The organism is Streptomyces sp. NPDC002209 (assembly GCF_042890265.1).
Classification (GTDB): Bacteria; Actinomycetota; Actinomycetes; order Streptomycetales; family Streptomycetaceae; genus Streptomyces.
The window spans coordinates 68,009-94,583 of record NZ_JBIARX010000002.1 but is presented as its reverse complement, the minus strand read 5'-3'; the positions used below and the strand labels follow the sequence as shown (position 1 = coordinate 94,583).

The window sequence follows — 26,575 nt, the reverse complement described above, 5'->3', positions numbered from 1 at the left end:
AGGGGACGAGGATCATGCCGGAACCGGGAGCAACAGGTACGGAACGGAACGCGGCGAGTCCGGACACGGCTGCGGACTCGCCTTCCGCATCAGGGGACATGACCTCGGGGGGCATGACCCCGAAGGCGATCGCCGTCTGGGTGCTCGTCGGCCTCATCGGGGCCCTCGGCTGGGGCATCCTGGCGCTCTCGCGCGGCGAGGAGATCTCGGCCGCCTGGCTGCTCGCCGCCGCGCTGGGTTCGTACGCCATCGGCTACCGCTTCTACGCGCGGTTCATCTCCCACCGGGTCCTGAGGGTCGACAAGACGCGGGCCACCCCGGCCGAACGCCTTGACAACGGTGTCGACTTCCACCCCACCGACCGCCGCGTGCTCTTCGGCCACCACTTCGCCGCCGTGGCCGGCGCCGGCCCGCTGGTCGGTCCCGTGCTCGCCGCGCAGATGGGCTACCTGCCGGGGACCATCTGGATCGTCGCGGGCGTCATCTTCGCGGGCGCCGTCCAGGACATGGTCACCCTCTTCTTCTCCACCCGCCGCGACGGGCGCTCGCTCGGCCAGATGGCCCGGGACGAGATCGGCCCCGTCGGCGGAGCCGCCGCCCTGGTCGCCGTGTTCGCCATCATGATCATCCTGCTGGCCGTGCTCGCCCTGGTCATCGTCAACGCCCTGGCGCACTCCCCCTGGGGCGTCTTCTCCATCGGCATGACCATCCCGATCGCCCTCTTCATGGGCTTCTACCTGCGCGTGCTGCGGCCGGGCCGGGTCACCGAGATCTCCGTCATCGGAGTCGCGCTGCTGCTGCTCGCCATCGTCGCGGGCGGCTGGGTCGCCGAGTCCTCACTGGCGAGCACCTTCACGCTGGAGAAGGAGACCCTCGTCCTCTGGATGGTCGCGTACGGCTTCGTCGCCTCGGTGCTGCCGGTGTGGATGCTGCTCGCGCCCCGCGACTACCTGTCCACCTTCATGAAGGTCGGCACCATCGCGCTGATGGCGGTGGGCGTCGTGCTGGCCATGCCGACGCTGAAGATGCCCGCGGTCACCGACTTCGCCGCCCGCGGGGACGGGCCGGTGTTCGCCGGATCGATGTTCCCCTTCGTCTTCATCACCATCGCCTGCGGCGCCCTGTCCGGCTTCCACGCACTGGTCTCCTCGGGCACCACCCCGAAGATGATCCAGAAGGAGACCCAGGTCCGGGTCATCGGCTACGGCGCCATGCTGACCGAGTCCTTCGTCGCCGTCATGGCGATCATCGCGGCCACCATCATCGAGCCCGGCCTGTTCTTCGCGGTCAACTCCCCCGCCGGCGTCATCGGCACCACCGTCGAGACCGCCTCGCAGGCCGTGACCCACTTCGGCTTCGCCGTCTCGCCCGAGTACCTCGCGCAGGCCGCCAAGGACGTCGAGGAGGCCAGCCTGCTGTCCCGTACGGGCGGCGCGCCGACCTTCGCACTCGGAATGTCGGAGATCTTCTCGTCCGTGCTCGGCGGCGCCGGGATGAAGGCGTTCTGGTACCACTTCGCGATCATGTTCGAGGCGCTGTTCATCCTGACGACCCTCGACGCGGGCACCCGCGTCGGCCGGTTCATGCTCCAGGACACCCTCGGCAACGTGCACAAGTCCTTCAAGGACATCAGCTGGAAGCCGGGCGTGTGGCTGGCGAGCGCGCTCGTCGTCGGCGGCTGGGGCTACTTCCTGTGGGTCGGCATCAAGGACCCGCTGGGCGGCATCAACCAGCTGTTCCCGCTGTTCGGGATCGCGAACCAGCTGCTCGCGGCGGTGGCCCTGGCCGTCTGCACCACGCTGCTCGTCAAGTCCGGGCGGCTCAAGTGGGCGTGGGTCACCGGCGTCCCGCTGGCCTGGGACGTGGCCGTCACGCTCACCGCGAGCTACCAGAAGGTGTTCTCCGACGACGTGAAGGTCGGCTTCTTCGCGCAGCGCGACAAGTACCAGACCGGCATCGACGCCGGGAAGGTACTGCCGCCCGCCAAGAACATGGACGAGATGCACACCGTGGTCACCAACGCCACGGTGGACGGCGCGCTGTCGGCCCTGTTCGCCGCCTTGATCATCATCGTGCTGCTGGACGCGGCGCGGACCTGCTTCAAGGCGATCGCCGCCCCGGAGGCGGTCAGGCTGTCCGAGGTCCCGTGGACGGAGTCGAAGATCATCGCCCCGGCCGGTCTCATCGCGACGCCCGAGGAGCGGGCGGAGCTCGCCGCCGCCGGCCTGGACTCGGGCGGCGGCCGCGTGAAGGAGCCGGTGGCGTGAGCGGGGTCCGCGCGGCGCTGGCGAAGGCGCGGTACTTCGTACGGGAGTTCTCGGGCGAGGCGGCGTACGACCGCTACGTGGCCCACGCCCGTACGCACGACCCGGACGCGGAGGTCATGACCCGCCGCGCCTTCGAACGCGCCCGCACGGACTCGCGCGAGGCGGACCCCCGCGAGGGCTTCCGCTGCTGCTGAGCACGTACGTGAAGGGCCCCGCCGGACGCTTCCGGCGGGGCCCTCGTGCGTGTTCAGCGCACCCAGTCCTTCAGGGGCTCGGTCGGGAAAGAGAACCCGACGGGGTCTGGCAGCTCGACGTCCTTGCCGAAGGGGATGGTGCGTACCGTCTCGTACAGCTTCCCGTTGGGATCGCTGTGGACATGCACAAGGCAGTTGTCCCGGTCGATGAGGAGGTAGACGGGAATGCCGGTCGCCGCGTACGCGCCGGGCTTCGCCTTACGGTCGCGTGCGTCGGTGTCGGAGTCGTACGACGTAACCTCGACGACCATCAGGACAGGAGCCGGGTCGGCCCACTCCCCCTGCCCTTCGAATGCGCCATCCGGGGCAAGGGACGCATCCGGGCGTGCCCGACCCGAACGGTACTGCTCGACCTTCAGGCCGCGTTCCACGTGGAGCCAGACCTCGGGCCGGTGCTGCATACAGATGCGGGACAGCCACACGACGATTCGGTCGTGATCTCCGTCAGGCACCGCTTTGACCCCCAGCTTCCCGTCGATGAATTCCAACCGCAGCCCCTCCACCTCTCTGGCGCCTATGCGCGCAAGGGTCTCGAAGTCCTCGGTCAGCATCTGGGGCCTGTCGGTCATCACGGTCATGCCTCGCTCGCCTTCCTCGACGGTGCTGTCTCCGACGATAGCGCCGGGCACCGACAGCCGTCCGGCACACTCGGTGGCATGGACATCGTGATCAGGGAAGCGCTGGCGGCGGAGTACGGGACGCTCGGGGAGATCACCGCGCAGGCCTACCTCGGGGACGGGCTGCTCACCTTCGGCGAGGACGACCCGTACCTCGCGCGGCTGCGCGACGTGGCCGGGCGGGCGCGCGACGGGGTGATACTCGTCGCCGCCGCGAGCGACGGACGGCTCCTCGGCGGTGTGGCGTTCGCCGCTCCCGGGAGCCCGCTGTGCGACATCGCCGTGGCCGGCGAGGCCGAGTTCCGGATGCTGGCCGTCGCCCGGGAGGGCCGCGGCCGGGGCGCCGGGGAGGCGCTCGTACGGGCCTGCATGGAGCGGGCGAGGGCCATCGAGGGCGTACGGCGCCTCGTGCTGTCCACCACGGACGACATGGCCGGCGCCCACCGGATCTACGAACGGCTCGGCTTCGTCCGTACGCCCGAACGGGACTGGGAGCCCGTCCCCGGCCTCCCTCTGCTCACGTACGGTCTCGAACTGTAGCCACGCCGACACAACATCTAGGGGGTCGCACAGGAAGCGGCCCCCACATGTATGCTCATGCTCGCTGTCGTCGCAGGGGAATCCGGTGCGAATCCGGAACTGTCCCGCAACGGTATGAAGTACACCCATTGGTGTCACCGCAAGTCCGAGGACCTGCCGACAGTGCGCCCGGCTCGACCGAACCGGGTGCCGACACGTCCGGGCCTCGCGGTTGGGCCGGTGGACGCCGCGCGGTGCTGCCCCGTCATGCCCGCGCGCGCCCGCTCGCGCCCGCACCGCAGGTGTCCCGGAGCCGAGCGAGGGAGAGCTCCCCCCGTGACCATCGCGCCTTCCGCACCGCGCGCCGAGTCCGACCCGTCCGACACCGGAATCGAGACCGGGGGACCTGGGGCCGCACTGCTGCGTACCCTCACCGAGCTGACGGCCGACCTCCCCGACACCGACCCGGGCCGGGTCGCCGCCGCCGCGCTCCGCGGGCGCAGCGCCGCCGCCGACGAGGCCGAGCTGCGCGGCCTGGCCACGGAGGCCGCCGCCGGTCTCATCTCCGAGGACCCTGCGTACTCCCGGCTCGCCGCCCGGCTGCTGACGCTGGCCGTCGCCGAGGAAGCCGCGGGCCAGGGGGCCACCTCCTTCTCCGCCTCCGTCGCGGTCGGCCACCGCGAGGGCCTGATCGCGGACCGCACCGCCGAGTTCGTGGCGCTGCACGCGAGCCGCCTGGACGCACTGGTCGAGCACACGCTCGCCGAGGGCGCCGACGACCGCTTCGGCTTCTTCGGCCTGCGCACCCTGCACAGCCGCTACCTGCTGCGCCACCCGATCACCCGCCAGGTCGTCGAGACCCCGCAGCACTTCATGCTGCGCGTGGCCTGCGGCCTCGCCGAGAACGACAGCGTCCAGGCCGTCGAGGAAGTGGCCTCCCTCTACCGGCTGATGAGCCGCCTCGACTACCTGCCGTCCTCCCCCACGCTCTTCAACTCCGGCACCCGGCACCCGCAGATGTCCTCCTGCTACCTGCTGGACTCCCCGCTCGACGAGCTCGACTCGATCTACGACCGCTACCACCAGGTCGCGCGCCTGTCGAAGCACGCCGGCGGCATCGGCCTCTCGTACTCGCGCATCCGCGCCCGCGGTTCGCTGATCCGCGGTACGAACGGCCACTCCAACGGCATCGTGCCGTTCCTGAAGACCCTCGACGCCTCCGTCGCCGCCGTGAACCAGGGCGGCCGGCGCAAGGGCGCCGCCGCCGTCTACCTGGAGACCTGGCACGCGGACATCGAGGAGTTCCTGGAGCTCCGCGACAACACCGGCGAGGACCAGCGCCGTACGCACAACCTGAACCTGGCGCACTGGGTCCCGGACGAGTTCATGCGCCGCGTCAACGCGGACGCCGACTGGTCGCTGTTCTCCCCGGCCGACGTGCCCGAGCTGGTCGACCTGTGGGGCGACGAGTTCGACGCCGCGTACCGCAAGGCCGAGGCGGACGGCCTGGCCCGCAAGTCCATGCCCGCCCGCGACCTCTACGGCCGGATGATGCGCACCCTCGCGCAGACCGGCCAGGGCTGGATGACCTTCAAGGACGCCTCCAACCGCACGGCGAACCAGACCGCCGAACCGGGCCGGGTCGTGCACTCGTCGAACCTGTGCACCGAGATCCTCGAGGTCACCAACGACGGCGAGACCGCCGTCTGCAACCTCGGCTCGGTCAACCTGGGCGCGTTCGTCCTCACCGGGACGGGTGAGATGGACTGGGAGCGGCTGGACGAGACCGTCCGCACCGCCGTGACCTTCCTCGACCGCGTCGTGGACATCAACTTCTACCCGACCGAGCAGGCCGAGCGCTCCAACTCCCGCTGGCGCCCGGTCGGCCTGGGCGCGATGGGTCTGCAGGACGTCTTCTTCAAGCTGCGCCTGCCCTTCGACTCCGCAGAGGCGAAGGCCCTTTCCACCAAGATCGCCGAGCGCATCATGCTCGCGGCGTACGAGGCCTCCTGCGACCTGGCCGAGCGCCACGGCGCGCTCCCGGCCTGGTCGGAGACGCGTACGGCCCGCGGTGTCCTGCACCCGGACCACTACGACACCGAGCGCGCCTGGCCCGAGCGCTGGGACGCCCTGCGCGCCCGCGTCGCCGAGACCGGCATGCGCAACTCCCTGCTCCTCGCCATCGCCCCGACGGCGACGATCGCCTCGATCGCCGGCGTGTACGAGTGCATCGAGCCGCAGGTCTCGAACCTCTTCAAGCGCGAGACGCTGAGCGGTGAGTTCCTCCAGGTGAACGGCTACCTGGTGGAGGAGCTGAAGCAGCTCGGCGTGTGGGACGCCCAGACCCGCGAGGCCCTGCGCGAGTCCTCCGGCTCGGTCCAGGGCTTCGGCTGGATCCCGGCCGAGGTGCGCGAGCTGTACCGCACGGCGTGGGAGATCCCGCAGCGCGGCCTGATCGACATGGCGGCGGCCCGTACGCCGTACCTCGACCAGTCGCAGTCGCTGAACCTGTTCCTGGAGACGCCGACCATCGGGAAGCTGTCCTCGATGTACGCGTACGCCTGGAAGCAGGGCCTGAAGACCACGTACTACCTGCGCTCGCGCCCCGCGACGAAGATCGCCCGCGCCGCGCAGGCGGCCACCCCCGTCGCGCTGCCCCAGGCGGTCGCCGACGCCGAGGCGCTGGCCTGCTCCCTTGAGAACCCCGAGTCCTGCGAGGCCTGCCAGTAATGAGCTCCACCGACAAGAACCTCCTGGACCCGGGCTTCGAGCTCACGCTCCGCCCCATGCGCTACCCGGACTTCTACGAGCGCTACCGGGACGCGATCAAGAACACCTGGACCGTCGAGGAGGTCGACCTCCACTCGGACGTCGCCGACCTGGCGAAGCTGACGCCCGCCGAGCAGCACATGATCGGCCGCCTCGTCGCGTTCTTCGCGACGGGCGACTCGATCGTCTCGAACAACCTGGTGCTGACGCTGTACAAGCACATCAACTCCCCGGAGGCGCGCCTGTACCTGTCGCGCCAGCTGTTCGAGGAGGCCGTGCACGTCCAGTTCTATCTGACGCTGCTCGACACCTACCTGCCCGACCCGGACGACCGCGCGGCCGCCTTCGACGCGGTCGAGGAGATCCCGTCGATCCGCGAGAAGGCGCAGTTCTGCTTCAAGTGGATGGACTCGGTCGAGAAGATCGACCGGCTGGAGACGCAGGCCGACCGCCGCCGTTTCCTGCTGAACCTGATCTGCTTCGCGGCGTGCATCGAGGGCCTGTTCTTCTACGGCGCCTTCGCGTACGTGTACTGGTTCCGCTCCCGCGGCCTGCTGCACGGCCTGGCCACCGGCACGAACTGGGTGTTCCGCGACGAGACCATGCACATGAACTTCGCGTTCGAGGTCGTGGACACGGTCCGCAAGGAGGAGCCGGAGCTCTTCGACGACGCGCTCCAGCAGCAGGTCACCGACATGCTGAAGGAGGCCGTGGAGGCGGAGCTCCAGTTCGGCCGCGACCTGTGCGGTGACGGCCTGCCGGGCATGAACACCGAGTCGATGCGCGAGTACCTGGAGTGCGTCGCGGACCAGCGCCTGGTCCGTCTCGGCTTCCCCGCGGTGTACGGCTCGCAGAACCCGTTCTCCTTCATGGAGCTGCAGGGCGTCCAGGAGCTGACGAACTTCTTCGAGCGCCGCCCGTCGGCCTATCAGGTCGCGGTCGAGGGCACGGTCGACCTGGACGAGGACTTCTAGGTCGCCCGTTCCAGGCGCTTGACGGCGTCCCCGCCCATGGGGAGTACGACTCGGGTGACCGGGGTCCTGGGCGGGGGCGCTTCGTCATGTCCGTGACCGGGCGCCGCACGGAGCTGCCGGTCGATGCGGCGCTCGCGCAGAGCGCCGTGGAGCGCGGGCCCGAGGAGGAGGGCGGCGACGGCGAGGACGGCGAGGTAGTCGAGGAAGGTGTTCATGACTCCACCCTCCCCAGTGCGGCAAAAACCGGACAGTGGCAGGACTGTCATGGAAGAGCGAATTACTGCCACACTGGTGTCATGCTGAACAACGTGGCCGTGGCCCTCGTCAATGGCGTCGCCCCGTTCGAACTGGGCATCTTCTGCGAGGTCTTCGGGATCGACCGCAGCGAGATGGGGCTGCCGGTGTACGACTTCGCCGTGTGCGCGGCGGAGGACCGGCGCTCCCCGACCGGCGACGGGCATTTCGACGTCGTCGTCCCGTACGGGCTGGAGCGGCTGGAGAGCGCAGACCTGATCTGCGTGCCCGCCGACCGCGCGGCGGCGACCCGGGAGTACCCCGAGCCGCTGCTGGAGGCGCTGCGCCGGGCCGTCGACCGGGGTGCGCGGGTGCTGAGCGTGTGCAGCGGGGCCTTCGTGCTCGGCGCCGCCGGGCTGCTGGACGGCCGGCGCTGCACCACGCACTGGATGCACTCGCCGGCCCTGGCCCGGCGCTTCCCGCAGGCGCGGGTGGACCCCGACGTGCTGTACGTGGACGAGGGCCCGGTGATCACCGCCGCGGGCACGGCTTCGGGCATCGACGCGTGCCTGCACGTCGTGCGCCAGGAGCACGGCGCCGAGGTGGCCAACACCATCGCCCGGCGGATGGTCGTCCCGCCGCACCGGGACGGCGGCCAGGCGCAGTTCATCCAGCGGCCGCTGCCGCGCACGGCGTGCGACACGGTGGGCGAGGTGATCGGGTGGATGGCCCGCCACCTGGACGAGGAGATCACCGTCGAGCAGCTCGCGGAGCGTGCGCACATGTCACCGCGCACCTTCGCCCGCCGCTTCCTCCAGGAGACCGGGACGACCCCGTACCAGTGGGTGCTGCGCCAGCGCGTCCTGCTGGCGCAGGAACTCCTGGAGGCCACGGACGACACGGTCGACGCCATCGCGGGCCGCAGCGGCTTCGGCAACGCGGCGGCCCTGCGCCACCACTTCCTGCGCGCCCTCGGCACGACCCCGAACGCCTTCCGCCGCACGTTCCGGGGCCCGCAGGCCGTGGCCTGAGCCGTGGGCCCGGGCCACGGTCCGGGGAAGGCTCAGGCGTTCGGGACCGTCTCGTAGCGCGGGGTGCCCTCTTCCATCTGGCGCAGGGCGTCCTTGCGGTCGCGCTTGGAGAGGCGGTCGATGTACAGGTACCCGTACAGGTGGTCCGTCTCGTGCTGCAGGCAGCGCGCGAAGTAGCCCGTGCCCCGCACCTTGATCGGGTTGCCCTGCGCGTCCTGGCCGGTCACCTCGGCGTAGTCCGGGCGGGCCAGCGAGGCGTACGCGGTCGGGACCGACAGGCAGCCCTCGTTGGAGTCGTCGAGCACGCGCGAGCCGGCCGGCAGCTCCACGAGCCTCGGGTTGACCACGACACCGGTGTGGCGCACGCCGTCGTCGTCGGGGCAGTCGTAGACGAAGACCTTGGCGTCCACGCCGATCTGGTTCGCGGCCAGGCCCACGCCCTCGGCGGCCTTCTGGCTGGCGAACATGTCGTCGATCAGCTGCGCGAGTTCGTCGCCGAACTCGGTGACGTCCTTGCACTCGTGGTGGAGGACCGGGTTGCCGACGACCGTGATCGGGCGGGCGGTGCCGCGCTCGCGGTGGGCGAGCTCGCGCTCCGCACAGTCCTCGGTGTCCACGACGTACCCGTCGTTCACAAGCTCGACGACCTCGTTCTCCTGCTGCGCCATGTCCGCCGTACGCCTTCCGTAAGTCCACCCGTTCACCAATGTGCCGGTACAGCCTACGGTGCCCGCTCAGCAGACTTCCTCGAGATCCCGCCACTCCCGGGTCTCCGGGCTGTCCGCGACCCAGCCGTCGAGCAGTCCGCGCACCAGACCGGCCGGCGCCGCGATGCCGCATTCCCGCTCCGGCACCCACAGCGGGCCGGAACCGTTCGTACGGTGCCCGAGCGGACCGGGATGCCCCGGTTCGCTGTGGTCGTGCGGGTCGAGGTGCTCGCCGTCGCCCTCGCCGCTCGGCATCACGCTCTCCGAGCAGGTCCGGCACAGCAGCCGCACCGACGAGGACCAGTCCTCGGCGGCGAAGCCCGCGTCCGAGGCCAGCTGCTCCAGCGCGTCGCGGTCCGCCTCGGTGGCCGCCTCCAGCAGCACCACCCAGGTCGGCACCGGCGAGGGCGCCCACAGCTCGATCTCGTCGAAGACGGGGTACGAGGGCCCGGCCGCGGTGACCCGCTCGCCGTGCGGGACCCCGTCGTGCAGGACGACCTCGCCCCAGCGCCGTCCCGAGGAAGGCAGCGGGATCGACAGGACCTCCATGCGGGCCGGGTCCAGCCGGCGGCCCCAGACCACCTCGGCCTCCCCCTCGGGGGACAGCCGTACGGCGGCGCTGCCGAGCTCCATGCCGACCGGTTCGCCGCTGTTCTTCTTCCCACCGGCGGCGGCGTCCCCGGGCACCTTCAGCCCGTACGCCTGCCAGGCCCGGCGGGCCAGCGGCCAGTCCTGCAGCGCCGTCGCGGCGATGCCCACGTTCCACCAGTCCGGGGCGCCGGTCTCGCGGTCCAGCAGGGCCACGGCGCGCAGCCCGGCGGCCCGCGCCTGCTCCCAGTCGTGCCGGAACTTGTGCAGCAGGGCCAGGTTGAACCAGGACTCGGACAGCCAGGGCTCCAGGTCCGCGGCTCTGGTCAGCAGCGCACCCGCATCCTCGTACCGCCCGTCGCCGATCAGCGTGAACGCGCGGTCGGTGGCCTGCCGCCACGAAGCGGAGGGCCGATGCCGTACCTTCCCGAAGATCCTCACGATTCCCGCCTGCCGGTCCAACGGTGCAGCCTTGCGGACACCCTCACGGACACTCCTACTGGCATCCAACCATGCCCACTCGGACGGCCGCTCATTACCCATGGGTTACCCAAGTGGGACTTGACCGACTCTGTCACGTCCGCCCCTGGCCAGAACCCTTGCAAGACACTCCACGACCTCTGGCTGGTAGTCGCTCCCGGTGCCCAGCCGGAGCTGCTCCAGAGCCGCCAGGGAGCCGCCCGGGTGACGGCTCCCGCCGAGCAGGTCGTCGTACGCGTTGACCGCCCGTACGATGCGCGCCAGGGCGGGCTGGTCCCGGTACGGGTCCGCCTGCCGCTCCACGACCACGGCCACCTCGGCGGGCACCCCGGTCTGCCGGGCGACCTCCCCGCCGAGCACGGCGATCCGGCGGGCCTCGGCGGCCGGCAGCGAGGCAGTGGCCCCCGCCCGGACCGGGTCGACGAGGGAGAGCTGGCCGATGTCGTGCATCAGGGCGGCGTATTCCAGCACGGTGAGCTCCCGCTCCGACAGCCCGAGCTCCCGTCCGACGGCGCAGCTCAGCGCGGCGACGCGGCGGGAGTGCCCCGGGCGGGTACAGCCGGCGATCTCGGTGGCCCGGGCCAGGGAGGTGATGGTCTGGCGGTAGGTGGTGCGGATCGCGGTGATCCGGTGGAAGGACAGCTGGGTCAGCAGCAGGGGGACGCAGAAGACGGGCAGGGCCCACAGCCCGGCGACGGCCACGCCGAGGGCCATGACCACCCCCGTGGCGCAGATCGCCGAGCCGATGCCGAGCTGGGCGCGCAGCTCGTCGCGCAGCAGCGGCCCGTACGGCCGGCCCGTACGGGCGCCGGCCGGCGCGGCGGCGAGCACGGCGTCGCAGAGGGCGGTGAGGCCGAGCAGGAAGAGCAGGAAGAGGACGAGGTACGGGCCCCGCCCGATGCCGTGCTCGAGCCTGCCGGAGTTGTAGAGCGGCTGGAAGCAGACGGCGGCGAAGGCGACGGTGAGGACCCGGCGGGCCAGGTGGTCGGCGGACGGACCGCGGCCCCGGGCGATGTGCGGGACGATCCCGGCGAGTGCCGCGGCGACGACGACCGCGACGATCTGGAGCACCCCGTGGTGGGTGGGCTGGGCGGCGCTCGGACCGAGCAGCGCGTACGCGAGGGCGCCGGCGGAGCCCAGCGGTGCGGGCTGGCGCTCCCCGGCCGCGTCCCGGGGGTCGCTCGTGTCGCGGCGGGCGAGCTCGCCGCAGGCGATCAGGGTGCCGAAGGCCAGGGCGGTGCCGGGCTCGACGACGCCGTACCACAGGGTGTGCCCGAGCCCGGCCAGGGTGAGCACCCCGGCGGCCCCGCGCACCGCCCACACGGCCGCGCCCCTCACGCCCCGCCCCCGCCGTCCGGTTCCTGCCCGGAGCGCGGATCCGCGCTCCGGGCGCCCAGCCGGGCGCCCTGGGCCGGGAGCCCGGACAGCCCGGGGCCGCCGGGGTCCGCGACGGCCGCGACGGGGACGGCCGCGACGGGAGCGGCGGCGGCCGCGGCGACGGCCGACGGCACGCGGCCGGAAGCGGAACCGGCAGCGGAACCGGTCGGGATCACCTGCACGTCGTCGTCCGCGGTGACCACCGGGTGCCAGCCGTCCCGGCCGATCGCGTCCACCAGCGCGTGCACCATCACCGGGTCGAAGTGCGCGCCCGCACACCGTTCCAGCTCGGCCAGGGCCACCGGCACCGGCCGGGCCCGGCTGTACGAGCGGGTCGAGGTCATCGCGTCGAAGGCGTCGGCCACCGCCACCACCCGGGCCAGCACCGGGATCTGCTCACCGGCCAGCCCGTACGGATATCCGGTGCCGTCGACCCGCTCGTGGTGGTGCAGGATCGCGGACCGGGCCTCCCCCAGGAAGCCGATCCCGCGCACCATCTCGTGCCCGTACTCGGGGTGCAGCTCGATGACCCGGCGCTCCTCGGGCGTCAGCGGCCCGTCCTTGCGCAGCAGCCGGGTCGGGACGCCGAGTTTGCCGACGTCGTGCAGGATCCCGGCGATCTGGACGACCTCGAGCCGGTCCCCGGCCATGCCGAGCTCGCGGGCGATCATGGCCGAGGCCTGGCCGACGCGCTCGCTGTGGCCGCGCGTGTAGCGGTCCTTGAGGTCGACGGCCTGGACGAGCGCCCGGATGGTGGCCTGGTGGGCGGCCCGTTCGCGGTGGTACTGGGCGAAGACCCAGCAGGAGACGTACATCGGCAGCAGGCCGAGCAGCGCGGCCGGGAGCCCGTAGGGGCTGCGCCACATGACGGCCATCATCAGCCCGGCGAGGCCGTGCACGCAGTGCGGGGCCAGGGTGCGGCTCCCTCCGGACGAAGTCCGCAGGAGGGTGACCGGTCCGAGCCACGTGGTCCGCGCGGGCCGTCCCTCGGCGGCGGCCAGGATGCCCGCGTCGAGAGCGGTCAGTACGAGACAGAAGGCGGCGGCCGCGGCCGCCGCGGGGAGCATCGCGTACGGGAAGTCCGCGAGCCGGCCGGCCGCACCGGGCGGCCCGGACCCCCCGAAGGCCGCGCCGAAGGACCCCCCGAGGTGCCGTCCGCCGAGCGCGGCCGGCCCGCCGAGCAGGGCGAACGTCCGTCCCGCGGCCCAGGCGGCGGTGGCCTGCTGCGCCGCGTGCCACACCCGGCGCACCCCGGCGGGGCGCTGGACCACGGCCTGGGCGAACCCGCCGGGCAGCGCGACGAGCGCGGCGGCGGCCGGCGGCAGCAGGAAGACGGCGGCGAGCACCACGGGGAAGAAGGAGCCGATGCCCTCGGGGGCCCGGCTGCGGCTGCCCGGCAGCGGGCACAGCTTGACGAGTTCGCAGCCCAGGTAGAGGAGGGCGAGCAGGCCGACGGCGGGCCAGGGGGTGCCGGAATCGGCGAAGGCGGGGGCGGTGCAGGCCGCCGCCGCGAGGACGGCGCACAGGATGACGGCCCGCACGAGGGAAGGGTGCGCCGCCGGCGGAAGTACCCGCATGGCGCTCTCCTCCCCTGTGCCGTGCGCACGCGGTGCCGCATCGCACCGGCACCGTCTGGGGAGAATAGGTGTGGCCCTTTGTGCTGCGGGCCACATTTTCGTATTGCGCCGTACGGGCGCCCCCGGATTAGCACCTACGGGTGAACGAAGTGCGTTTCCAGGGGCGGTTGTTCGATCAGCCGGTGGCGGGATCCGCGGTCACGTCGTGATCGGGGACGGCCTGGCCCGAACGGATCAGCTCGATCCTGCCCATGACCTTCGAGCGCAGATCGCTCGGCACGTCGTCCGAACCGCAGCAGCGCTTCACCAGCTTCTTCACGGCCTGCTCGAGGCCGTACTTCTCCAGGCAGGGATTGCACTCGCCGAAGTGCGTCTCGAACTTCGTGCAATCGCTGTCCGGCATCTCGTGGTCCAGGAACTCGTACAGGTGGTCCAGGACCTCAGAGCACTCCGTCTCGTGCGGCTCTCCGCAGCTCATGAGCCCGAGCCTTTCAGGTCGTTCGACTCTCCCGCGCCGGCGGGGACCAGCCCGCGCTCACGGGCATAGTCCTCCAGCATTCCGCGGAGTTGACGGCGGCCACGGTGCAGTCGCGACATGACCGTACCGATGGGTGTACCCATGATGTCCGCGATCTCCTTGTACGCAAAGCCCTCTACGTCGGCAAGATAGACCGCGATGCGGAACTCCTCCGGAATGGCCTGAAGCGCTTCCTTCACATCCGAATCGGGCAGGTGGTCGAGCGCCTGCGATTCGGCGGAACGCAGTCCCGTCGACATGTGCGACTCGGCGCGCGCCAGCTGCCAGTCCTCGATCTCCTCCGCCGCGCTGCGCTGCGGTTCACGCTGCTTCTTGCGGTAGGAGTTGATGAACGTGTTGGTCAGAATGCGGTAGAGCCACGCCTTGAGATTGGTGCCCTCGCGGAACTGGTGGAAGGACGCGTATGCCTTCGCGTACGTCTCCTGGACCAGGTCCTCGGCGTCGGCCGGATTGCGCGTCATGCGCAGTGCGGCCGAGTACATCTGGTCGAGGTAGCCGAGGGCGTCCCTCTCGAAGCGCGCATTGCGCTCCGGGGTTGTCTCCTCCGCGTGGCCTTCGTCGGTCCCAGCGACAGGACCCACCTCCTCCGACTGCGTGACGGCTCCGAAAGCGGACCCGCTCGAATCGGAGAATAGTCGACCATCCCGGCCTTCCGCCGCCTGAAGCAGGCCGCGCTTGGGCCCGGGCAGGACCGTCCAGTCCAGGCCTGCCGCCTGCGGACGGTGCTGGCTGATGACCTGGGTCATGCGCTCCCTCTCCTCCGACGATTTCCCGTGCGTTTCCGACATCCGGCACAACAGAAGGGCCGGGCCGTGCATTCCCGGGCGTGCGCCCTCTGCCGGGCGGGCGCCGAAAGGTGATCGGGATCACGTCACAGGGGAAGTCCGGCGAGCCACGCGGTGACGGCCCCGGTGATCGCCTCCAGGGTCTCCTCCTGGGTCGGACCGGCCTTCTTCGGCACCGCGAAGCCGTGATCGGCGTGCGGGACCTCCACGAGTTCGTACGCCGCCTGCGCGGTCGGCGGCGGGAACTCCCCGGGCCGCCCGAAGGGGTCCCGGCCGCCCTGGACGACCAGGGTGGGCCGCCCCGCGCCGGTCAGCTCCTCGGCCCGGGACTTCTCGGGCCGGCCCGGCGGGTGCAGCGGGAACGCCAGCGCCAGCACCCCGGCCGCCCCCAGCTCGGCGGCGGTCCGGCAGGCCACCCGGGCCCCGGCGCTGCGCCCGCCCGCCACGACGGGCAGCCCGGGCCCGGCCAGCGCCGGCCACAGACCCCGCCAGCCCTCGTCGAGCACCTTGGGCGCGGCGGCCACCTTCTTCCCGGCGACCCGCCACGGCTGCTCGACCAGCGCCACGGTGACCCCGTGTGCGGGCAGGGCGGCGGCCAGGGCCTGGAGGTCGCGGGCCTCGATCCCGCCGCCGGCGCCGTGACCGACGGCCAGAACGAGGCGGGCCGTGCGGGCGGGGACGGCCCGATGCCAGGTGATGCGGGCCTCGCCCGCCGGGGTGTCGACGCTCTCGGTGCGCGTACGGGTGGTCATGGACCCATCCTGCACGGGTCAGAACAGCGTGCACTCCTGCGGCGCGGCCAGCTCGTCGAGCAGCTCGGGCCCGTTGTTGCGGACGTTGCTGACGGCCGTGGACACCGGGTAGGCCCGCATCAGGCCGCCCGGCGGCGGCGCGAGCAGGGCCTGGAGTTCGCCGGTGTCGGTACGGGCCGGGTCCAGCCAGGCGTCCCAGCGGTCCGGGGTCAGCATCAGCGGCATCCGGGGGTGGATCTCGGCGAGCGAGGCCGGTCCCTCGGCGGGGGCCACGGCCAGCGGCCCGGTCTCGGCCTCGGCGGTGATCACCGAGCAGGTCGCCCACCAGGCCTGCGGGTGGTCGCCGGGGAGGGTCGGGTCGCGCCAGAACTCGTAGATCCCGGCCATGGCGAAGACGGAGCCGTCGGCGGGGAGCACGAAGTAGGGCTGTTTGCGGGCCCGCTTCTTCTTGCCCTCGACCTCGAGCTGCCGCTCGTCGTGGGCGGTGACCCACTCGTAGTAGCCGTCGGCGGGGACGATGCAGCGGCGCTGTGCGAAGGGCCGGCGGAAGGACGGCTTCTCGGCCAGCGTCTCGGACCGGGCGTTGATCATCCGGGCGGCGCCGTCGGGGTTCTTGGCCCAGGAGGGGACGAGCCCCCACTTCAGGGTGCGCAGCTGACGAACCGGACGCGGATCCGGAGCGTCCTTCACAGGACGGTCGAGGACGACGTGGACCTCCTTCGTCGGCGCCACGTTCCAGTCGGGGGCCAGGGTCTCCTCCGGCTCCCACCGCTCGATGCCGAAGGCCTCCACCAGGTCCTCGGGCCCACGACTCGCTGCATACCTTCCGCACATGGCTGCCACACTGCCATCTCACCCGCCCACCACCGCAAGGAGTCCGCCACTCTATGGACAGCACCACGACCGCCGGCCTGTGGGACCGGCTCACCGGGATACAGACCCCGCCGGCCCTGTGGCTGGTGATCGTGACGGGCGTGGTCGCGCTGGCCGCCGTGGTGCCGCGCCCGCTGTGGCGGCTGTCCCGCAACGCCGTGACCATCGCCCACGAGGGCGGCCACGGGCTGGTGGCCCGGCTGACCGGCCGCACGCTCGACGGGATCCGGCTGCACTCCGACACCAGCGGCGTCACCGTCAGCGTCGGCAAGGCGACCGGGCCCGGGATGATCCTGACCGCCGCCGCCGGGTACCCGGCGCCCGCGCTGCTCGGGCTCGGCGGGGCCGCGCTGCTGTCGGCCCACCGCATCACGCTGCTGCTGTGGGCGGCCACCGCGCTGCTGCTCGCGATGCTGGTGATGATCCGGAACGCGTACGGGGCCCTGATGGTGGTCCTCGTCGGCGCCGCGTTCGTCCTGGTCTCCTGGCTCGCCTCGGCCGAGGTCCAGGCGGCCTTCGCGTACCTGGTGGTGTGGTTCCTGCTGATGGGCGCCGTACGGCCGGTCTTCGAGCTGGGGGCCCAGCGCCGGCACGGCGGGGCGCCGGATTCCGACGCGGACCAGCTGGGGCGGCTCACCCACGTCCATCCGGTGGCCTGGCTGCTCCTCTTCCACGCCGTCGCGCTGTGCTCGCTCATCGGCGGCGGGCGCTGGCTTCTCAACCTCTGAGACGGACCCCGCCCGGCCCCGCTGCGGCGGCGAGATCAAGATCTGGGCCCGGGAGGAGCCACTAAAGTGGGGGCCATGACCGAGACCCCCGCGCTCCACGCCCTCTGGCCCGCCCCGCTCGCCGACGGCACCGTCCACGCCACCGTCACCGTGCCCGGGTCGAAGTCGGTCACCAACCGCGCCCTCGTCCTCGCCGCGCTCGCCGCCGAGCCGGGCTGGGTGCGCCGCCCGCTGCGCTCGCGCGACTCCCGGCTGATGGCGGACGCGCTGCGCGCGCTGGGCGTCGGCATCGAGGAGACCGCGTCCTCCAGCTCCGGCGACGGCTCCGGCGGCGAGGCCTGGCGGATCATCCCGGCCGCCCTGCACGGCCCGGCCACGGTCGACGTCGGCAACGCGGGCACGGTCATGCGCTTCCTTCCGCCCGTCGCCACCCTGGCCGCCGGCGACATCCGCTTCGACGGCGACCCGCGTTCCTACGAGCGCCCGCTCGGCCAGGTCATCAGCGCCCTGCGCACCCTCGGCGCCCGGATCGACGACGACGGCCGGGGCGCGCTGCCCCTGACGGTCCAGGGCGGCGGGGCCCTGGAGGGCGGCGTCGTCGAGATCGACGCCTCCAACTCCTCGCAGTTCGTCTCGGCGCTGCTGCTCTCGGGCCCGCGCTTCAACCAGGGCGTCGAGGTCCGGCACGTGGGCACCGCCCTGCCCTCGATGCCGCACATCCGGATGACGGTGGAGATGCTGCGCGCTGCGGGCGCCCAGGTCGACACCCCCGAGGCGGGCGGCGAGCCGAACGTGTGGCGGGTCGCGCCGAGCGCGCTGCTGGGCCGCGACATGGTCGTGGAGCCGGACCTGTCGAACGCGCAGCCGTTCCTGGCGGCGGCCCTGATCACCGGCGGCACGGTCACGGTCCCGGACTGGCCGCGCCGCACCACCCAGCCCGGCGACGAGCTGCGCCGGATCTTCACCGAGATGGGCGGCTCCTGCGAGCTGACCGACGCGGGCCTGGTCTTCACGGGCAGCGGCAAGATCCACGGCATCGACGTGGACCTGAGCGAGGTCGGCGAACTGACCCCGGGCATCGCGGCCGTGGCGGCACTGGCCGACTCCCCGTCCACCCTGCGCGGGGTGGCGCACCTGCGGCTGCACGAGACGGACCGGCTGGCGGCGCTGACCGCGGAGATCAACGGGCTCGGCGGCGAGGTCACCGAGACCGCGGACGGCCTGCACATCCGCCCGCGCCCGCTGCACGGCGGCGTGTTCCACACGTACGACGACCACCGGATGGCCACCGCGGGTGCGGTGATCGGCCTGGCGGTGGAGGGCGTGCAGATCGAGAACGTGGCGACGACCGCGAAGACCCTGCCCGACTTCCCCCGGATGTGGGCCGACATGCTCGGCGAAGCCCCGCGGGTTGCGGGAGCGTAGGGCCCGTCATGCGCAGGTACGGCAAGCACACCGACGAGGACGACATCCGCCAGCGGCCCAACCCCAAGGGCAACCGGCCCCGGACCACCATCCGGCCCAAGCACGAGGACGCGGCCGAGGGCTTCGTCCTGACCGTCGACCGCGGCCGGCTGACCTGCCTGGTCGACGGCCGCACGATCCACGCGATGAAGGCCCGTGAGCTGGGCCGCAAGGCGGCGGTGGTCGGCGACCGGGTCTGGATCGTGGGCGACCTGTCCGGCAAGAAGGACACGCTCGCGCGGATCGTGCGGATCGAGGAGCGCAAGTCCGTCCTGCGGCGCACCGCGGACGACGACGACCCGTACGAGCGGGTGGTCGTCGCCAACGCGGACCAGCTGGCGATCGTCACGGCGCTGGCCGACCCGGAGCCGCGGCCCCGGATGATCGACCGCTGTCTGGTGGCCGCGTACGACGCCGGGCTGGAGCCGCTGCTGGTGCTCACGAAGTCGGACCTGACCTCCCCGGACAAGATCCTGGAGATCTACTCCACGTTCGGCCTGAACTACGTGGTCACCAACCGCGAGGAGCTGGCGAGCGGCGACGCCGCCGACCGGGTGCGCGAGCGCCTGAACGGCCGGATCACCGCCTTCGTCGGCCACTCGGGCGTCGGCAAGACCACCCTGGTGAACTCGCTGGTCGCCGAGGGCCGCCAGCGCGCCACCGGGCACGTCAACGCGGTGACCGGCCGCGGCCGGCACACCACCACCTCGGCGCTCGCGCTGCCGCTGCCCGGCGGCGACGGCTGGGTCATCGACACCCCGGGCGTGCGCTCGTTCGGACTGCACCACGTGGATCCGTCCCGGGTGATCCTGGCCTTCCCGGAACTGGTTCCCGGTACGGAGGGCTGCCCGCGGGCCTGCAGCCACGACGAGCAGGACTGCGCGCTCGACAAGTGGGTGGAGGACGGCCACGCGGATCCGGCGCGCCTGTACTCGCTGCGGCGGCTGCTCCAGACCCGCGAGCGCCGCGAAGGAGACTGATCGTCCGGCGGGGTTTGCCGGGCACGACGTCTGGTAAATGCATAATCGCACCACGTGACACGACGTCACCTGACTGCGGGGAGGCATGCGCCATGGCGTGGCTGCTGGTGGTCGTCGCCGGAATCCTGGAGACCGGCTTCGCGGTCTGCCTGAAGCTGTCCCACGGGTTCACCCGGCTGTGGCCGACCATCGCCTTCGCCGCGTTCGCGCTCGGCAGCTTCGGGCTGCTGACCCTGGCGCTGAAGAAACTGGACGTGGGCCCGGCCTACGCGGTGTGGACGGGCATCGGGGCCGCCGGGACGGCCATCTACGGCATGGTCTTCCTCGGCGATCTGGTCTCGACCCTCAAACTCGTCTCGATCTCGCTGGTCATCCTGGGTGTCATCGGCCTCCAGCTGTCCGGTTCGGCTCACTGAGCAGGCGCAGCAGCCGCATCAGCTCCCCGAGCCCGGGCTCCTCGCCCGGGGCTATCACGTAGGACAGCGCGAGGCGCACGGCGAGCTCGCACCGCTGCGCCCCCTCCCCCGGGGTGAGCGCCACCGAGGCCCGGTCGCGGACGGCCCGGGCCAGCTCCCCGGGTCCCGGGGCCGGTACGCCCGGCCGCACTCCCTGCCCGGGCGGCACCGGTAAGTTTCCGTCCCAGCACCCCGTCAGCAGCGCCCGGACGAGGGGACGCGCGCGGGCCGCCCGTACGGTCCACTCCGCGACCGAGGCGAGGCGTTCGGCGGCCCCGGCCGGGGAGCGCAGGACCCGGTCCACCCCTTCGAGGTACCAGTCGGCCTCGCGGCGCACCAGGGCCCGGCCCAGGCCGGCCTTGCCGCCGAACTCGTTGTAGAGGGTCTGCCGGGACACCCCGGCGGTGGCCGCCACGTCCACCATCCGCACGGACGGCCAGGGGCGCGCCAAGAGCGCGGCTCCCGCCGCTTCCAGCAAGGACTCCCGGGCTGCCGGCATGCACGCCTCCCCGCTCGACTTCCCCCACTCCGATTCCCCGCTCGGCCTTCCCGCCAGAGTTGACGGACCGACAGATCCTGTCAAGGGCGCCTCCCGGTCGTACCGTGGACGCCGTTCGCCGGGTCCGGGGAGTCCCGATACTGTTCGGCCATGCCCGAGTATGACGATGACCTCCGCCTTGCCCTTGAGCTCGCCGATGCGGCGGACGCCGCCACGATGCAGCGTTTCCGCGCCCTGGACCTGAAGGTCGAGACGAAGCCGGACATGACCCCGGTGAGCGAGGCGGACAAGGCCGCCGAGGAGATCGTCCGGGCCGGGATCGAGGCCGCGCGGCCCGCCGACGCCATCCTGGGCGAGGAGTACGGCCTCAAGGGCAGCGGCCCGCGCCGCTGGGTGGTGGACCCGATCGACGGCACGAAGAACTACGTGCGCGGCGTCCCCGTCTGGGCCACGCTGATCTCGCTGATGACGGAGGGTGCCGACGGGGTCTTCCGGCCGGTCGTCGGCGTGGTCTCGGCACCTGCGCTGGGCCGCCGCTGGTGGGCGGCGCAGGGCGGGGGCGCGTACGCCGGCGGTGCGCTGGGCGCTGCGCCCGTCCCGCTCGGGGTCTCGAAGGTGGGCACCCTGGGCGACGCCTCGTTCGCGTACTCCTCGCTGAGCGGCTGGGAGGAGCAGGGCCGGCTCGCCGGGTTCCTGGACCTGACCCGGCAGTGCTGGCGGACCCGCGGTTACGGCGACTTCTGGCCCTACATGATGGTCGCGGAGGGCTCGCTGGACCTGTGCGCCGAACCGGAGCTGAACCTGTGGGACATGGCGGCCATCGCGGTCGTGGTCCAGGAGGCGGGCGGCCGGTTCACCGACCTGGACGGCGCGGAGGGCGTGCACGGCGGGAACGCCGCGGCCTCGAACGGGTTGTTGCACGAGGAGATGCTGGGATATCTGCGCCCGCGCGCCTGAGCCGTTCGGGCCCTGCGCCCGGACAACCGGGTGCGCCCTCTTGATGACCCTCCGTGTTCATGGGAATCTGAGGGTCCATCCGCTTGTGCGCTTGTGAAGGCCTTCTCTAAGTTCCGTGCCCGTTCGGTGCGGACCTTCACCGGGTGCACCCACCCAAGCGGAGGGACTCTCCCCAGGAGGTGGCTCTCTTCATGCTCGTCCGTGACGCCATGAGCACCGTGATCCTCACCCTCGGACCCGCCCACACCCTCCGGCAGGCGGCCTGCCTGATGTCCGGCCGACGGGTCGGCGCAGCCGTCGTCCTCGATCCCGACCACAGCGGAATCGGCATCCTGACCGAACGCGACATCCTCAACTCCATCGGCGCGGGACACGACCCCGACCGGGAGTCCGTGGGCGCGCACACCACCAACAACGTGGTGTTCTGCACCCCGCAGGCCACCGTCCAGGAGGCCGCCGAGGCGATGGTCCACGGCGGCTTCCGCCATCTGATCGTGCTGGAGCACGGCGGGCCCGTCGGCATCGTGTCCGTGCGCGATGTCATCCGCTGCTGGGTGCCGGCGCGCAGGAGCACCGTACCGGCGTAGCACCGTACGCACCGTAGGCACCGGCGCAAGCCGGAGGGCCGGACCCCGTCGGGGTCCGGCCCTTCAACTCTCGGCGAGCGGGGGATCAGCCGCGGAGGGCCTGGACCGCGGCCTCCAGCCGCTTGCCGAAGTCACCGTCCGCCTGGCGGAAGTTGTCGATCGCGCGCTCGGCGATGTCGTCACGGGAGACCTTGGCGATGAAGCCGGACAGGTTCTCGATCAGACGGGACTTCTCGTCCTCGGACATCAGGCGGTAGAGGTTGCCCGCCTGGACGAAGTCGCTGTCCTCGGAGTGCACCGGGGCGGCGTGGTTGCCCGTGCCGCCGGTGACCGCGGTGGACTGCCACAGCGGGCGGTCCGTCTGGAAGGGGCCGCCGAAGCTGTTCGGCTCGTAGTTCTTGGCACCCTTGTGGCGGCCGTCGTACAGGAAGCCGTCACGGGAGTTGGTGCGCGCCTCGGTGGCGTGCGGGCGGTTCACCGGCAGGTGGTCGGCGTTGATGCCGACGCGGTAGCGGTGGGCGTCGCCGTACGCGAAGAGACGGCCCTGGAGCATCTTGTCCGGGGACGGGCCTATGCCGGGGACGAAGTGCGCCGGGCTGAATATGCTCTGCTCGACCTCGGCGAAGACGTTCTCCGGGTTGCGGTTGAGCTCCAGCGTGCCGATCTCGATCGGCGGGTAGTCCTCGTGCGGCCACACCTTGGTGAGGTCGAACGGGTTGAAGCGGTACTCGGCCGCGTCCGCCGCCGGCATGATCTGGACCTGCACGGTCCAGGTCGGGAACTCGCCGCGCTCGATGGACTCGCGCAGGTCGCGCTGGTGCGAGTCGGGGTCCTCACCGGCGAGGGCGTTGGCCTCGGCCTGGGTGAGGTTCTTGATGCCCTGGTCGGTCTTGAAGTGGTACTTGACCCAGAAGACCTCGCCGGCCTCGTTGTTCCACTGGAACGTGTGCGAGCCGTAGCCGTTCATGTGGCGGTAGGACGCCGGGATGCCGCGGTCGCCGAACAGCCAGGTCACCTGGTGCGTGGACTCGGGCGACAGACCCCAGAAGTCCCAGACGTTGTCCGCCTCCTGCGAGCCGGTGTACGGGTCGCGCTTCTGGGTGTGGATGAAGTCGGGGAACTTGATGGCGTCCTTGATGAAGAACACCGGGGTGTTGTTGCCGACGAGGTCGTAGTTGCCCTCTTCGGTGTAGAACTTCAGCGCCCAGCCGCGGGGGTCGCGCACCGCGTCGGCCGCACCGAGGTTGCCCGCGACGGTGGAGAAGCGCAGGAAGGTCTCGGTCTGCTTGCCGACCTCGGACAGGAACTTCGCCCGGGTCCACTGCGAGACGTCACGGGTGAGGGTGAAGGTGCCGTACGCGCCGGCGCCGCGGGCGTGCACCACGCGCTCCGGGATGCGCTCGCGGTTGAAGTGCGCCAGCTTCTCGAGGAGCAGCTGGTCCTGGACCAGAACGGGACCTCCGACGCCGGCCGTCTCGCTGTTCTGGTTGTCGGCGACCGGGGCCCCGGCCTCCGTGGTGAGCGGTCCCTGCGTCACGTGCGCCTCCTGCGTCATTCCTTGCGTGTCCCGTCCTTGGCCTTTGCCGTACTCGATCCTACGATGGACTTTGTCTAAGTCAAGTAAGGGTCCAACTCCACACAGGTTCGGGAGTTACACCGAATCCCCTCGCTGTTAGGCTGGTGCCCATGAGTGACCTGCTGGAACGACTTCGCGGACGCGGATGGCGCATGACCGCACAGCGGCGCGTCGTGGCCGAGGTGCTCGACGGTGACCACGTTCACCTGACGGCCGACGAGGTGCACGCCCGGGCGGTGGACAAGCTGCCGGAGATCTCGCGCGCCACCGTCTACAACACGCTGGGCGAGCTCGTGTCCCTCGGCGAGGTCCTGGAGGTCTCCACGGACCGCCGGGCCAAGCGGTACGACCCGAACGCCCACCAGCCCCACCAGCACCTGGTCTGCGCCCAGTGCGGCGCGATCCGCGACGTGCACCCGTCGGGCAACCCGCTGGCGGACCTCCCGGACGCGGAGCGCTTCGGCTTCGTGGTGTCGGCGGTCGAGGTGACGTACCGGGGACTGTGCCCGTCCTGCGCGGCGGCGTGACGGACGACGAACGGACACGGGCCCGGGAGCGATGCTCCCGGGCCCGTCTTCTGTGCCGTGAAACGGCCGAAGGCCCGGATCCAGAGGATCCGGGCCTTCGGTCTTCAGTAGCGGGGACAGGATTTGAACCTGCGACCTCTGGGTTATGAGCCCAGCGAGCTACCGAGCTGCTCCACCCCGCGTCGGTAAACACGACTTTACGCGACGCCACCCGACAGATGCAAATCGCTTAACGATGGGGCGGCTGCGCGGCACCCGCGAGGCGGCGGCACCCCGGCCGGGGGTCAGGCGGAGAGCTCCTCCGCGAGCGCCTCGCGGAGCCGGGCGGCCCGCTCGGAGACCTCCGCCGGCCCCAGCTCCATGGCCCGCACGCACCACTTCTGCCCCTCCGCCAGGTCCCCGTGCCGCGCAGCGAGGAGCCCGAGCCGCAGCGCCGCCCGGCCGTGCCCGGCCACGGCGGCCCGGGTCCACCACAGCGCGGCCTCCGGCTCGTTCCCCTCGCGGGCGAGCAGCAGCCCGAGGTTGAACGCCCCGTTGCGGGAACCGGCCTCGGCCGCCTCCCGGTACCACCGCGCCGCGACCGCCAGATCGCCCCGCGCGGCGGCCAGCATCCCGACCCGGACCTGCGCGCGCCGGTGCCCCAGCTCCGCGGCCCGCTCGTACCACTCCTCGCTCTCGGTGCGCTCGGCCCCGCCGACCGGCTCGCCCAGCGCCACCGGCTCCGGCGGCGGAGCCAGCGATTCCAGCAGCGCGGCCAGCCGGAACGCCGCCTCCGCGCTGCCGCCGCCCGCCGCGCAGCGCAGGTGGCGCTCCGCCGCCCGGTCCTCGCCGTCGCGGACCAGCGCGATGCCGACCTGGAGCGCCGCGTCCGTGTGGCCCGCCGACGCGGCCCGCTCGTACCACTTCAGCGCCGTCCGGTCCTCGTCCCGGCTCGCGAACAGGATCCCGAGGTTGAACGCGGCGTCGACGCTGCCCGCCTCGGCCGCCTTCGAGAACCACGGCTCGGCCCCCGCCGCGTCGCCGACCTGCAGCAGCATGATCGCCAGGGCGTTGGCCGCCTCGCGGTGGCCTGCGTAGGCCGCCCGCCGGTACCACTGCTCCGCCTGCGCGGTCCGCTCCTGTGCGGCGCACAGCAGAGCAAGGTTGTACGCCCCGTTCTGGTCGCCCGCGTCCATGGCGGTGCGGTACCACTTCTCCGCGGTCTGGGTCTCCCCCCGCGCGGCGTGCAGTGCGCCCAGCGCATTGGCGGCGTTCCCGTCGCCGTCCTGCGCGGCCCGGTTCCACCACGCGACGGCGCTCTCCTCGTCGCCGGCGTCGCGCAGCAGGAAGCCGAGCGCGCACGCGGCCCGTGCCTCGCCCTGCTTGGCGGAGGTCAGGTACCAGCGCCCGGCCTCCTTGAGCTCCCCGCGCGCCTCCAGCAGGGCGCCCAGGTGCAGTGCGGCCCTCCGGTGCCCGCGCGCGGCGGCCTGCCGGTACCACTGCTCGGCCTCGGCGGGGTCGCCCTTGCGCAGGTGCCGGGCCAGCCGGTACGCGGCCTCGCGGTGCCCCTGCTCGGCGGCCTGGCGCAGCCAGCGCTCGACGCCCTTGTCCCCGCGGTGCTCCAGCAGGTCGGCGAGCCCGTACGCGCCGAGGGCATGGCCGGATTCGGCCGCCTGGCGCAGCCAGTACTCGGCGGCGGGCTCGTCCCCGCGCTCGCGGAAGTGACGGCCCAGCGCGTGCGCGGCCGGCGCGGAGCCGGCGACGGCGGCGACCCGCCACCAGCCGGCGGCCTCCTCGGGGTAGCCCCGCTGGAGCAGCAGCACCCCCAGGTTGTTGGCGGCGGCGCGGTCCCCCTCCGCGGTGGCGCCGCGCAGGTACGGCTCGGCGCCGGCCAGGTCGCCGCGGCGCAGCAGCAGCGCCCCGAGCACGCTCATCGCGCCCGGGTCGCCCCGGTCGGCCGCGACCCGGTGCCGTGCTTCCAGCTCCGTGTCGCTCGCCGGGTCGGTCTCGGCGAACATTTCTTCCGCGAAATCCGCATCGGTCAGTGCGGTCTGCGCGTTAACGACCGGAGCCTCCTCGTTGGCCTCTGCGCCCGATTCGACTTCCGCCCTCACAAACCGCCCTGTCTCCAGCAGAGTTGACCTGTCCCCCATAAATCCCATCGTCGCATCACCTGCTACCCGCGTACACCTGGTATGTCGCAGCCTGTGAGGTCACTACAGCGTTTTGTCGACATGCCCACAGAGAGATAAGTCAAACACGCTCCCACCCCAACTCACCCGTCCCAGCTACCTCATGACCCCCGCGTGTCCTCCTGGACATGACGAAGGACGTGCCGAACCTGGACATGACGAAGGCCCGGATCCCATGGATCCGGGCCTTCATCTTCAGTAGCGGGGACAGGATTTGAACCTGCGACCTCTGGGTTATGAGCCCAGCGAGCTACCGAGCTGCTCCACCCCGCGTCGGTGAAACCACAGT

The 26,575-nt window shown here is 72.0% G+C and carries 26 protein-coding genes, 2 tRNA genes and 1 riboswitch; of the genes, 13 read left to right on the top strand and 15 right to left on the bottom strand.

Translation table 11 applies throughout. The annotated features are described in order from the left end of the window. Positions 1 to 113: 113 nt before the first annotated feature. Both ACFYXK_RS05305 and ACFYXK_RS05300 read left to right on the top strand, forming a co-directional pair. Positions 114 to 2,267 (top strand): carbon starvation CstA family protein, encoded by a 2,154-nt coding sequence (locus ACFYXK_RS05305; RefSeq protein ID WP_389409914.1) that lies wholly within the window; start codon positions 114 to 116, stop codon positions 2,265 to 2,267. Continuing rightward, positions 2,264 to 2,461 (top strand): YbdD/YjiX family protein, encoded by a 198-nt coding sequence (locus tag ACFYXK_RS05300; protein WP_133896922.1) that lies wholly within the window; start codon positions 2,264 to 2,266, stop codon positions 2,459 to 2,461. The genes ACFYXK_RS05305 and ACFYXK_RS05300 overlap by 4 nt, the downstream gene beginning before the upstream one ends. A 53-nt stretch (positions 2,462 to 2,514) precedes the next feature. On the opposite strand, the gene ACFYXK_RS05295 is transcribed toward ACFYXK_RS05300, so the two are convergent. After that, a complete protein-coding gene (locus tag ACFYXK_RS05295) occupies positions 2,515 to 3,099 on the bottom strand; it encodes a Uma2 family endonuclease (RefSeq protein ID WP_389409913.1) in 585 nt (194 codons plus the stop codon). 78 nt (positions 3,100 to 3,177) lie between these two features. On the opposite strand from ACFYXK_RS05295, the gene ACFYXK_RS05290 reads away from it, so the two are divergent. The 3 genes from ACFYXK_RS05290 to ACFYXK_RS05280 all read left to right on the top strand — a co-directional run bounded on the left by ACFYXK_RS05290 (position 3,178) and on the right by ACFYXK_RS05280 (position 7,400). Beyond that, positions 3,178 to 3,678 (top strand): GNAT family N-acetyltransferase, encoded by a 501-nt coding sequence (locus ACFYXK_RS05290; protein WP_389409912.1) that lies wholly within the window; start codon positions 3,178 to 3,180, stop codon positions 3,676 to 3,678. A gap of 44 nt (positions 3,679 to 3,722) precedes the next feature. After that, a riboswitch (cobalamin riboswitch) is annotated at positions 3,723 to 3,854 on the top strand. Between the two features lie 139 nt (positions 3,855 to 3,993). Further along, a complete protein-coding gene (locus tag ACFYXK_RS05285) occupies positions 3,994 to 6,387 on the top strand; it encodes a ribonucleoside-diphosphate reductase subunit alpha (protein ID WP_389409911.1) in 2,394 nt (797 codons plus the stop codon). Next, positions 6,387 to 7,400, top strand: a complete 1,014-nt coding sequence (locus tag ACFYXK_RS05280; protein WP_048475403.1) for a ribonucleotide-diphosphate reductase subunit beta — start codon at positions 6,387 to 6,389, stop codon at positions 7,398 to 7,400. Before ACFYXK_RS05285 ends, ACFYXK_RS05280 begins: the two co-directional genes overlap by 1 nt. Here the strand turns inward: ACFYXK_RS05280 and ACFYXK_RS05275 are convergent. Then, positions 7,397 to 7,615 carry a hypothetical protein gene (locus ACFYXK_RS05275; RefSeq protein WP_389409910.1) on the bottom strand — a complete coding sequence of 73 codons (219 nt, stop codon included), beginning with the start codon at positions 7,613 to 7,615 and terminating at the stop codon, positions 7,397 to 7,399. The genes ACFYXK_RS05280 and ACFYXK_RS05275 overlap by 4 nt on opposite strands. An 81-nt stretch (positions 7,616 to 7,696) precedes the next feature. Here ACFYXK_RS05275 and ACFYXK_RS05270 point away from each other — a divergent pair, with 81 nt between their 5' ends. Next, positions 7,697 to 8,665 carry a helix-turn-helix domain-containing protein gene (locus tag ACFYXK_RS05270; protein WP_389409909.1) on the top strand — a complete coding sequence of 323 codons (969 nt, stop codon included), beginning with the start codon at positions 7,697 to 7,699 and terminating at the stop codon, positions 8,663 to 8,665. Positions 8,666 to 8,697: 32 nt separating this feature from the next. Here ACFYXK_RS05270 and def read toward each other — a convergent pair whose 3' ends face one another. The 8 genes from def to ACFYXK_RS05230 all read right to left on the bottom strand — a co-directional run bounded on the left by def (position 8,698) and on the right by ACFYXK_RS05230 (position 16,303). Continuing rightward, a complete protein-coding gene (def, locus tag ACFYXK_RS05265; RefSeq protein ID WP_389409908.1) occupies positions 8,698 to 9,333 on the bottom strand; it encodes a peptide deformylase in 636 nt (211 codons plus the stop codon). A 66-nt stretch (positions 9,334 to 9,399) separates the two neighbouring features. Then, a complete protein-coding gene (locus ACFYXK_RS05260) occupies positions 9,400 to 10,401 on the bottom strand; it encodes a hypothetical protein (RefSeq protein WP_266625664.1) in 1,002 nt (333 codons plus the stop codon). Positions 10,402 to 10,506: 105 nt separating this feature from the next. Then, positions 10,507 to 11,778: an HD-GYP domain-containing protein gene (locus ACFYXK_RS05255; protein ID WP_389409907.1), complete on the bottom strand. Its 1,272-nt coding sequence runs from the start codon at positions 11,776 to 11,778 to the stop codon at positions 10,507 to 10,509. After that, positions 11,775 to 13,394: an HD-GYP domain-containing protein gene (locus ACFYXK_RS05250; protein WP_389409906.1), complete on the bottom strand. Its 1,620-nt coding sequence runs from the start codon at positions 13,392 to 13,394 to the stop codon at positions 11,775 to 11,777. Before ACFYXK_RS05250 ends, ACFYXK_RS05255 begins: the two co-directional genes overlap by 4 nt. A 175-nt stretch (positions 13,395 to 13,569) precedes the next feature. Further along, positions 13,570 to 13,872 (bottom strand): mycothiol system anti-sigma-R factor, encoded by a 303-nt coding sequence (gene rsrA, locus ACFYXK_RS05245; RefSeq protein ID WP_383504660.1) that lies wholly within the window; start codon positions 13,870 to 13,872, stop codon positions 13,570 to 13,572. Further along, positions 13,869 to 14,513: a sigma-70 family RNA polymerase sigma factor gene (locus ACFYXK_RS05240; RefSeq protein WP_008741505.1), complete on the bottom strand. Its 645-nt coding sequence runs from the start codon at positions 14,511 to 14,513 to the stop codon at positions 13,869 to 13,871. The genes rsrA and ACFYXK_RS05240 overlap by 4 nt, the downstream gene beginning before the upstream one ends. Before the next feature lie 290 nt (positions 14,514 to 14,803). Continuing rightward, on the bottom strand, positions 14,804 to 15,469 hold the full coding sequence (locus tag ACFYXK_RS05235; protein ID WP_389409905.1) for an alpha/beta family hydrolase: 666 nt from the start codon (positions 15,467 to 15,469) through the stop codon (positions 14,804 to 14,806). Between the two features lie 18 nt (positions 15,470 to 15,487). After that, the gene (locus ACFYXK_RS05230) at positions 15,488 to 16,303 is read right to left on the bottom strand and encodes an SOS response-associated peptidase (RefSeq protein WP_389409904.1); all 816 of its coding nucleotides are present in this window, start codon (positions 16,301 to 16,303) and stop codon (positions 15,488 to 15,490) included. A 53-nt stretch (positions 16,304 to 16,356) separates the two neighbouring features. Between ACFYXK_RS05230 and ACFYXK_RS05225 the strand changes: the two genes are divergently transcribed. From ACFYXK_RS05225 to ACFYXK_RS05210, 4 genes are all read left to right on the top strand, one after another. Then, on the top strand, positions 16,357 to 17,070 hold the full coding sequence (locus ACFYXK_RS05225; RefSeq protein ID WP_389409903.1) for a M50 family metallopeptidase: 714 nt from the start codon (positions 16,357 to 16,359) through the stop codon (positions 17,068 to 17,070). Positions 17,071 to 17,145: 75 nt separating this feature from the next. Continuing rightward, on the top strand, positions 17,146 to 18,495 hold the full coding sequence (gene aroA / locus ACFYXK_RS05220) for a 3-phosphoshikimate 1-carboxyvinyltransferase (RefSeq protein ID WP_389409902.1): 1,350 nt from the start codon (positions 17,146 to 17,148) through the stop codon (positions 18,493 to 18,495). A gap of 8 nt (positions 18,496 to 18,503) precedes the next feature. Further along, positions 18,504 to 19,514, top strand: a complete 1,011-nt coding sequence (gene rsgA / locus ACFYXK_RS05215) for a ribosome small subunit-dependent GTPase A (protein ID WP_389409901.1) — start codon at positions 18,504 to 18,506, stop codon at positions 19,512 to 19,514. Positions 19,515 to 19,606: 92 nt separating this feature from the next. Continuing rightward, the gene (locus tag ACFYXK_RS05210; protein WP_030153546.1) at positions 19,607 to 19,930 is read left to right on the top strand and encodes a multidrug efflux SMR transporter; all 324 of its coding nucleotides are present in this window, start codon (positions 19,607 to 19,609) and stop codon (positions 19,928 to 19,930) included. Here ACFYXK_RS05210 and ACFYXK_RS05205 read toward each other — a convergent pair. Then, entirely contained in the window at positions 19,896 to 20,468 is a 573-nt protein-coding gene (locus ACFYXK_RS05205; RefSeq protein ID WP_389409900.1) for a TetR/AcrR family transcriptional regulator, read from the bottom strand. The two genes, ACFYXK_RS05210 and ACFYXK_RS05205, sit on opposite strands and share 35 nt — an antisense overlap. 150 nt (positions 20,469 to 20,618) lie before the next feature. Between ACFYXK_RS05205 and hisN the strand changes: the two genes are divergently transcribed. Both hisN and ACFYXK_RS05195 read left to right on the top strand, forming a co-directional pair. Further along, entirely contained in the window at positions 20,619 to 21,425 is an 807-nt protein-coding gene (gene hisN, locus ACFYXK_RS05200) for a histidinol-phosphatase (protein ID WP_383504677.1), read from the top strand. A 191-nt stretch (positions 21,426 to 21,616) separates the two neighbouring features. Then, positions 21,617 to 22,012 (top strand): cyclic nucleotide-binding/CBS domain-containing protein, encoded by a 396-nt coding sequence (locus ACFYXK_RS05195; protein ID WP_053784601.1) that lies wholly within the window; start codon positions 21,617 to 21,619, stop codon positions 22,010 to 22,012. 85 nt (positions 22,013 to 22,097) lie between these two features. Here the strand turns inward: ACFYXK_RS05195 and ACFYXK_RS05190 are convergent, their stop codons facing one another. After that, positions 22,098 to 23,567, bottom strand: coding sequence for a catalase (locus ACFYXK_RS05190; RefSeq protein WP_389409899.1), 1,470 nt, complete (start codon positions 23,565 to 23,567; stop codon positions 22,098 to 22,100). Positions 23,568 to 23,698: 131 nt separating this feature from the next. Here ACFYXK_RS05190 and ACFYXK_RS05185 point away from each other — a divergent pair, with 131 nt between their 5' ends. Continuing rightward, complete coding sequence (locus ACFYXK_RS05185; RefSeq protein WP_383504683.1) at positions 23,699 to 24,115, top strand: Fur family transcriptional regulator; 417 nt, start codon at positions 23,699 to 23,701, stop codon at positions 24,113 to 24,115. A gap of 108 nt (positions 24,116 to 24,223) precedes the next feature. On the opposite strand, the gene ACFYXK_RS05180 is transcribed toward ACFYXK_RS05185, so the two are convergent. From ACFYXK_RS05180 to ACFYXK_RS05170, 3 genes are all read right to left on the bottom strand, one after another. Continuing rightward, a tRNA-Met gene (locus ACFYXK_RS05180) sits at positions 24,224 to 24,297 on the bottom strand. Between the two features lie 102 nt (positions 24,298 to 24,399). Next, complete coding sequence (locus ACFYXK_RS05175; RefSeq protein WP_389409898.1) at positions 24,400 to 26,247, bottom strand: tetratricopeptide repeat protein; 1,848 nt, start codon at positions 26,245 to 26,247, stop codon at positions 24,400 to 24,402. Positions 26,248 to 26,485: 238 nt separating this feature from the next. Then, positions 26,486 to 26,559: transfer RNA gene (locus tag ACFYXK_RS05170), tRNA-Met, on the bottom strand. Positions 26,560 to 26,575: the final 16 nt, after the last annotated feature.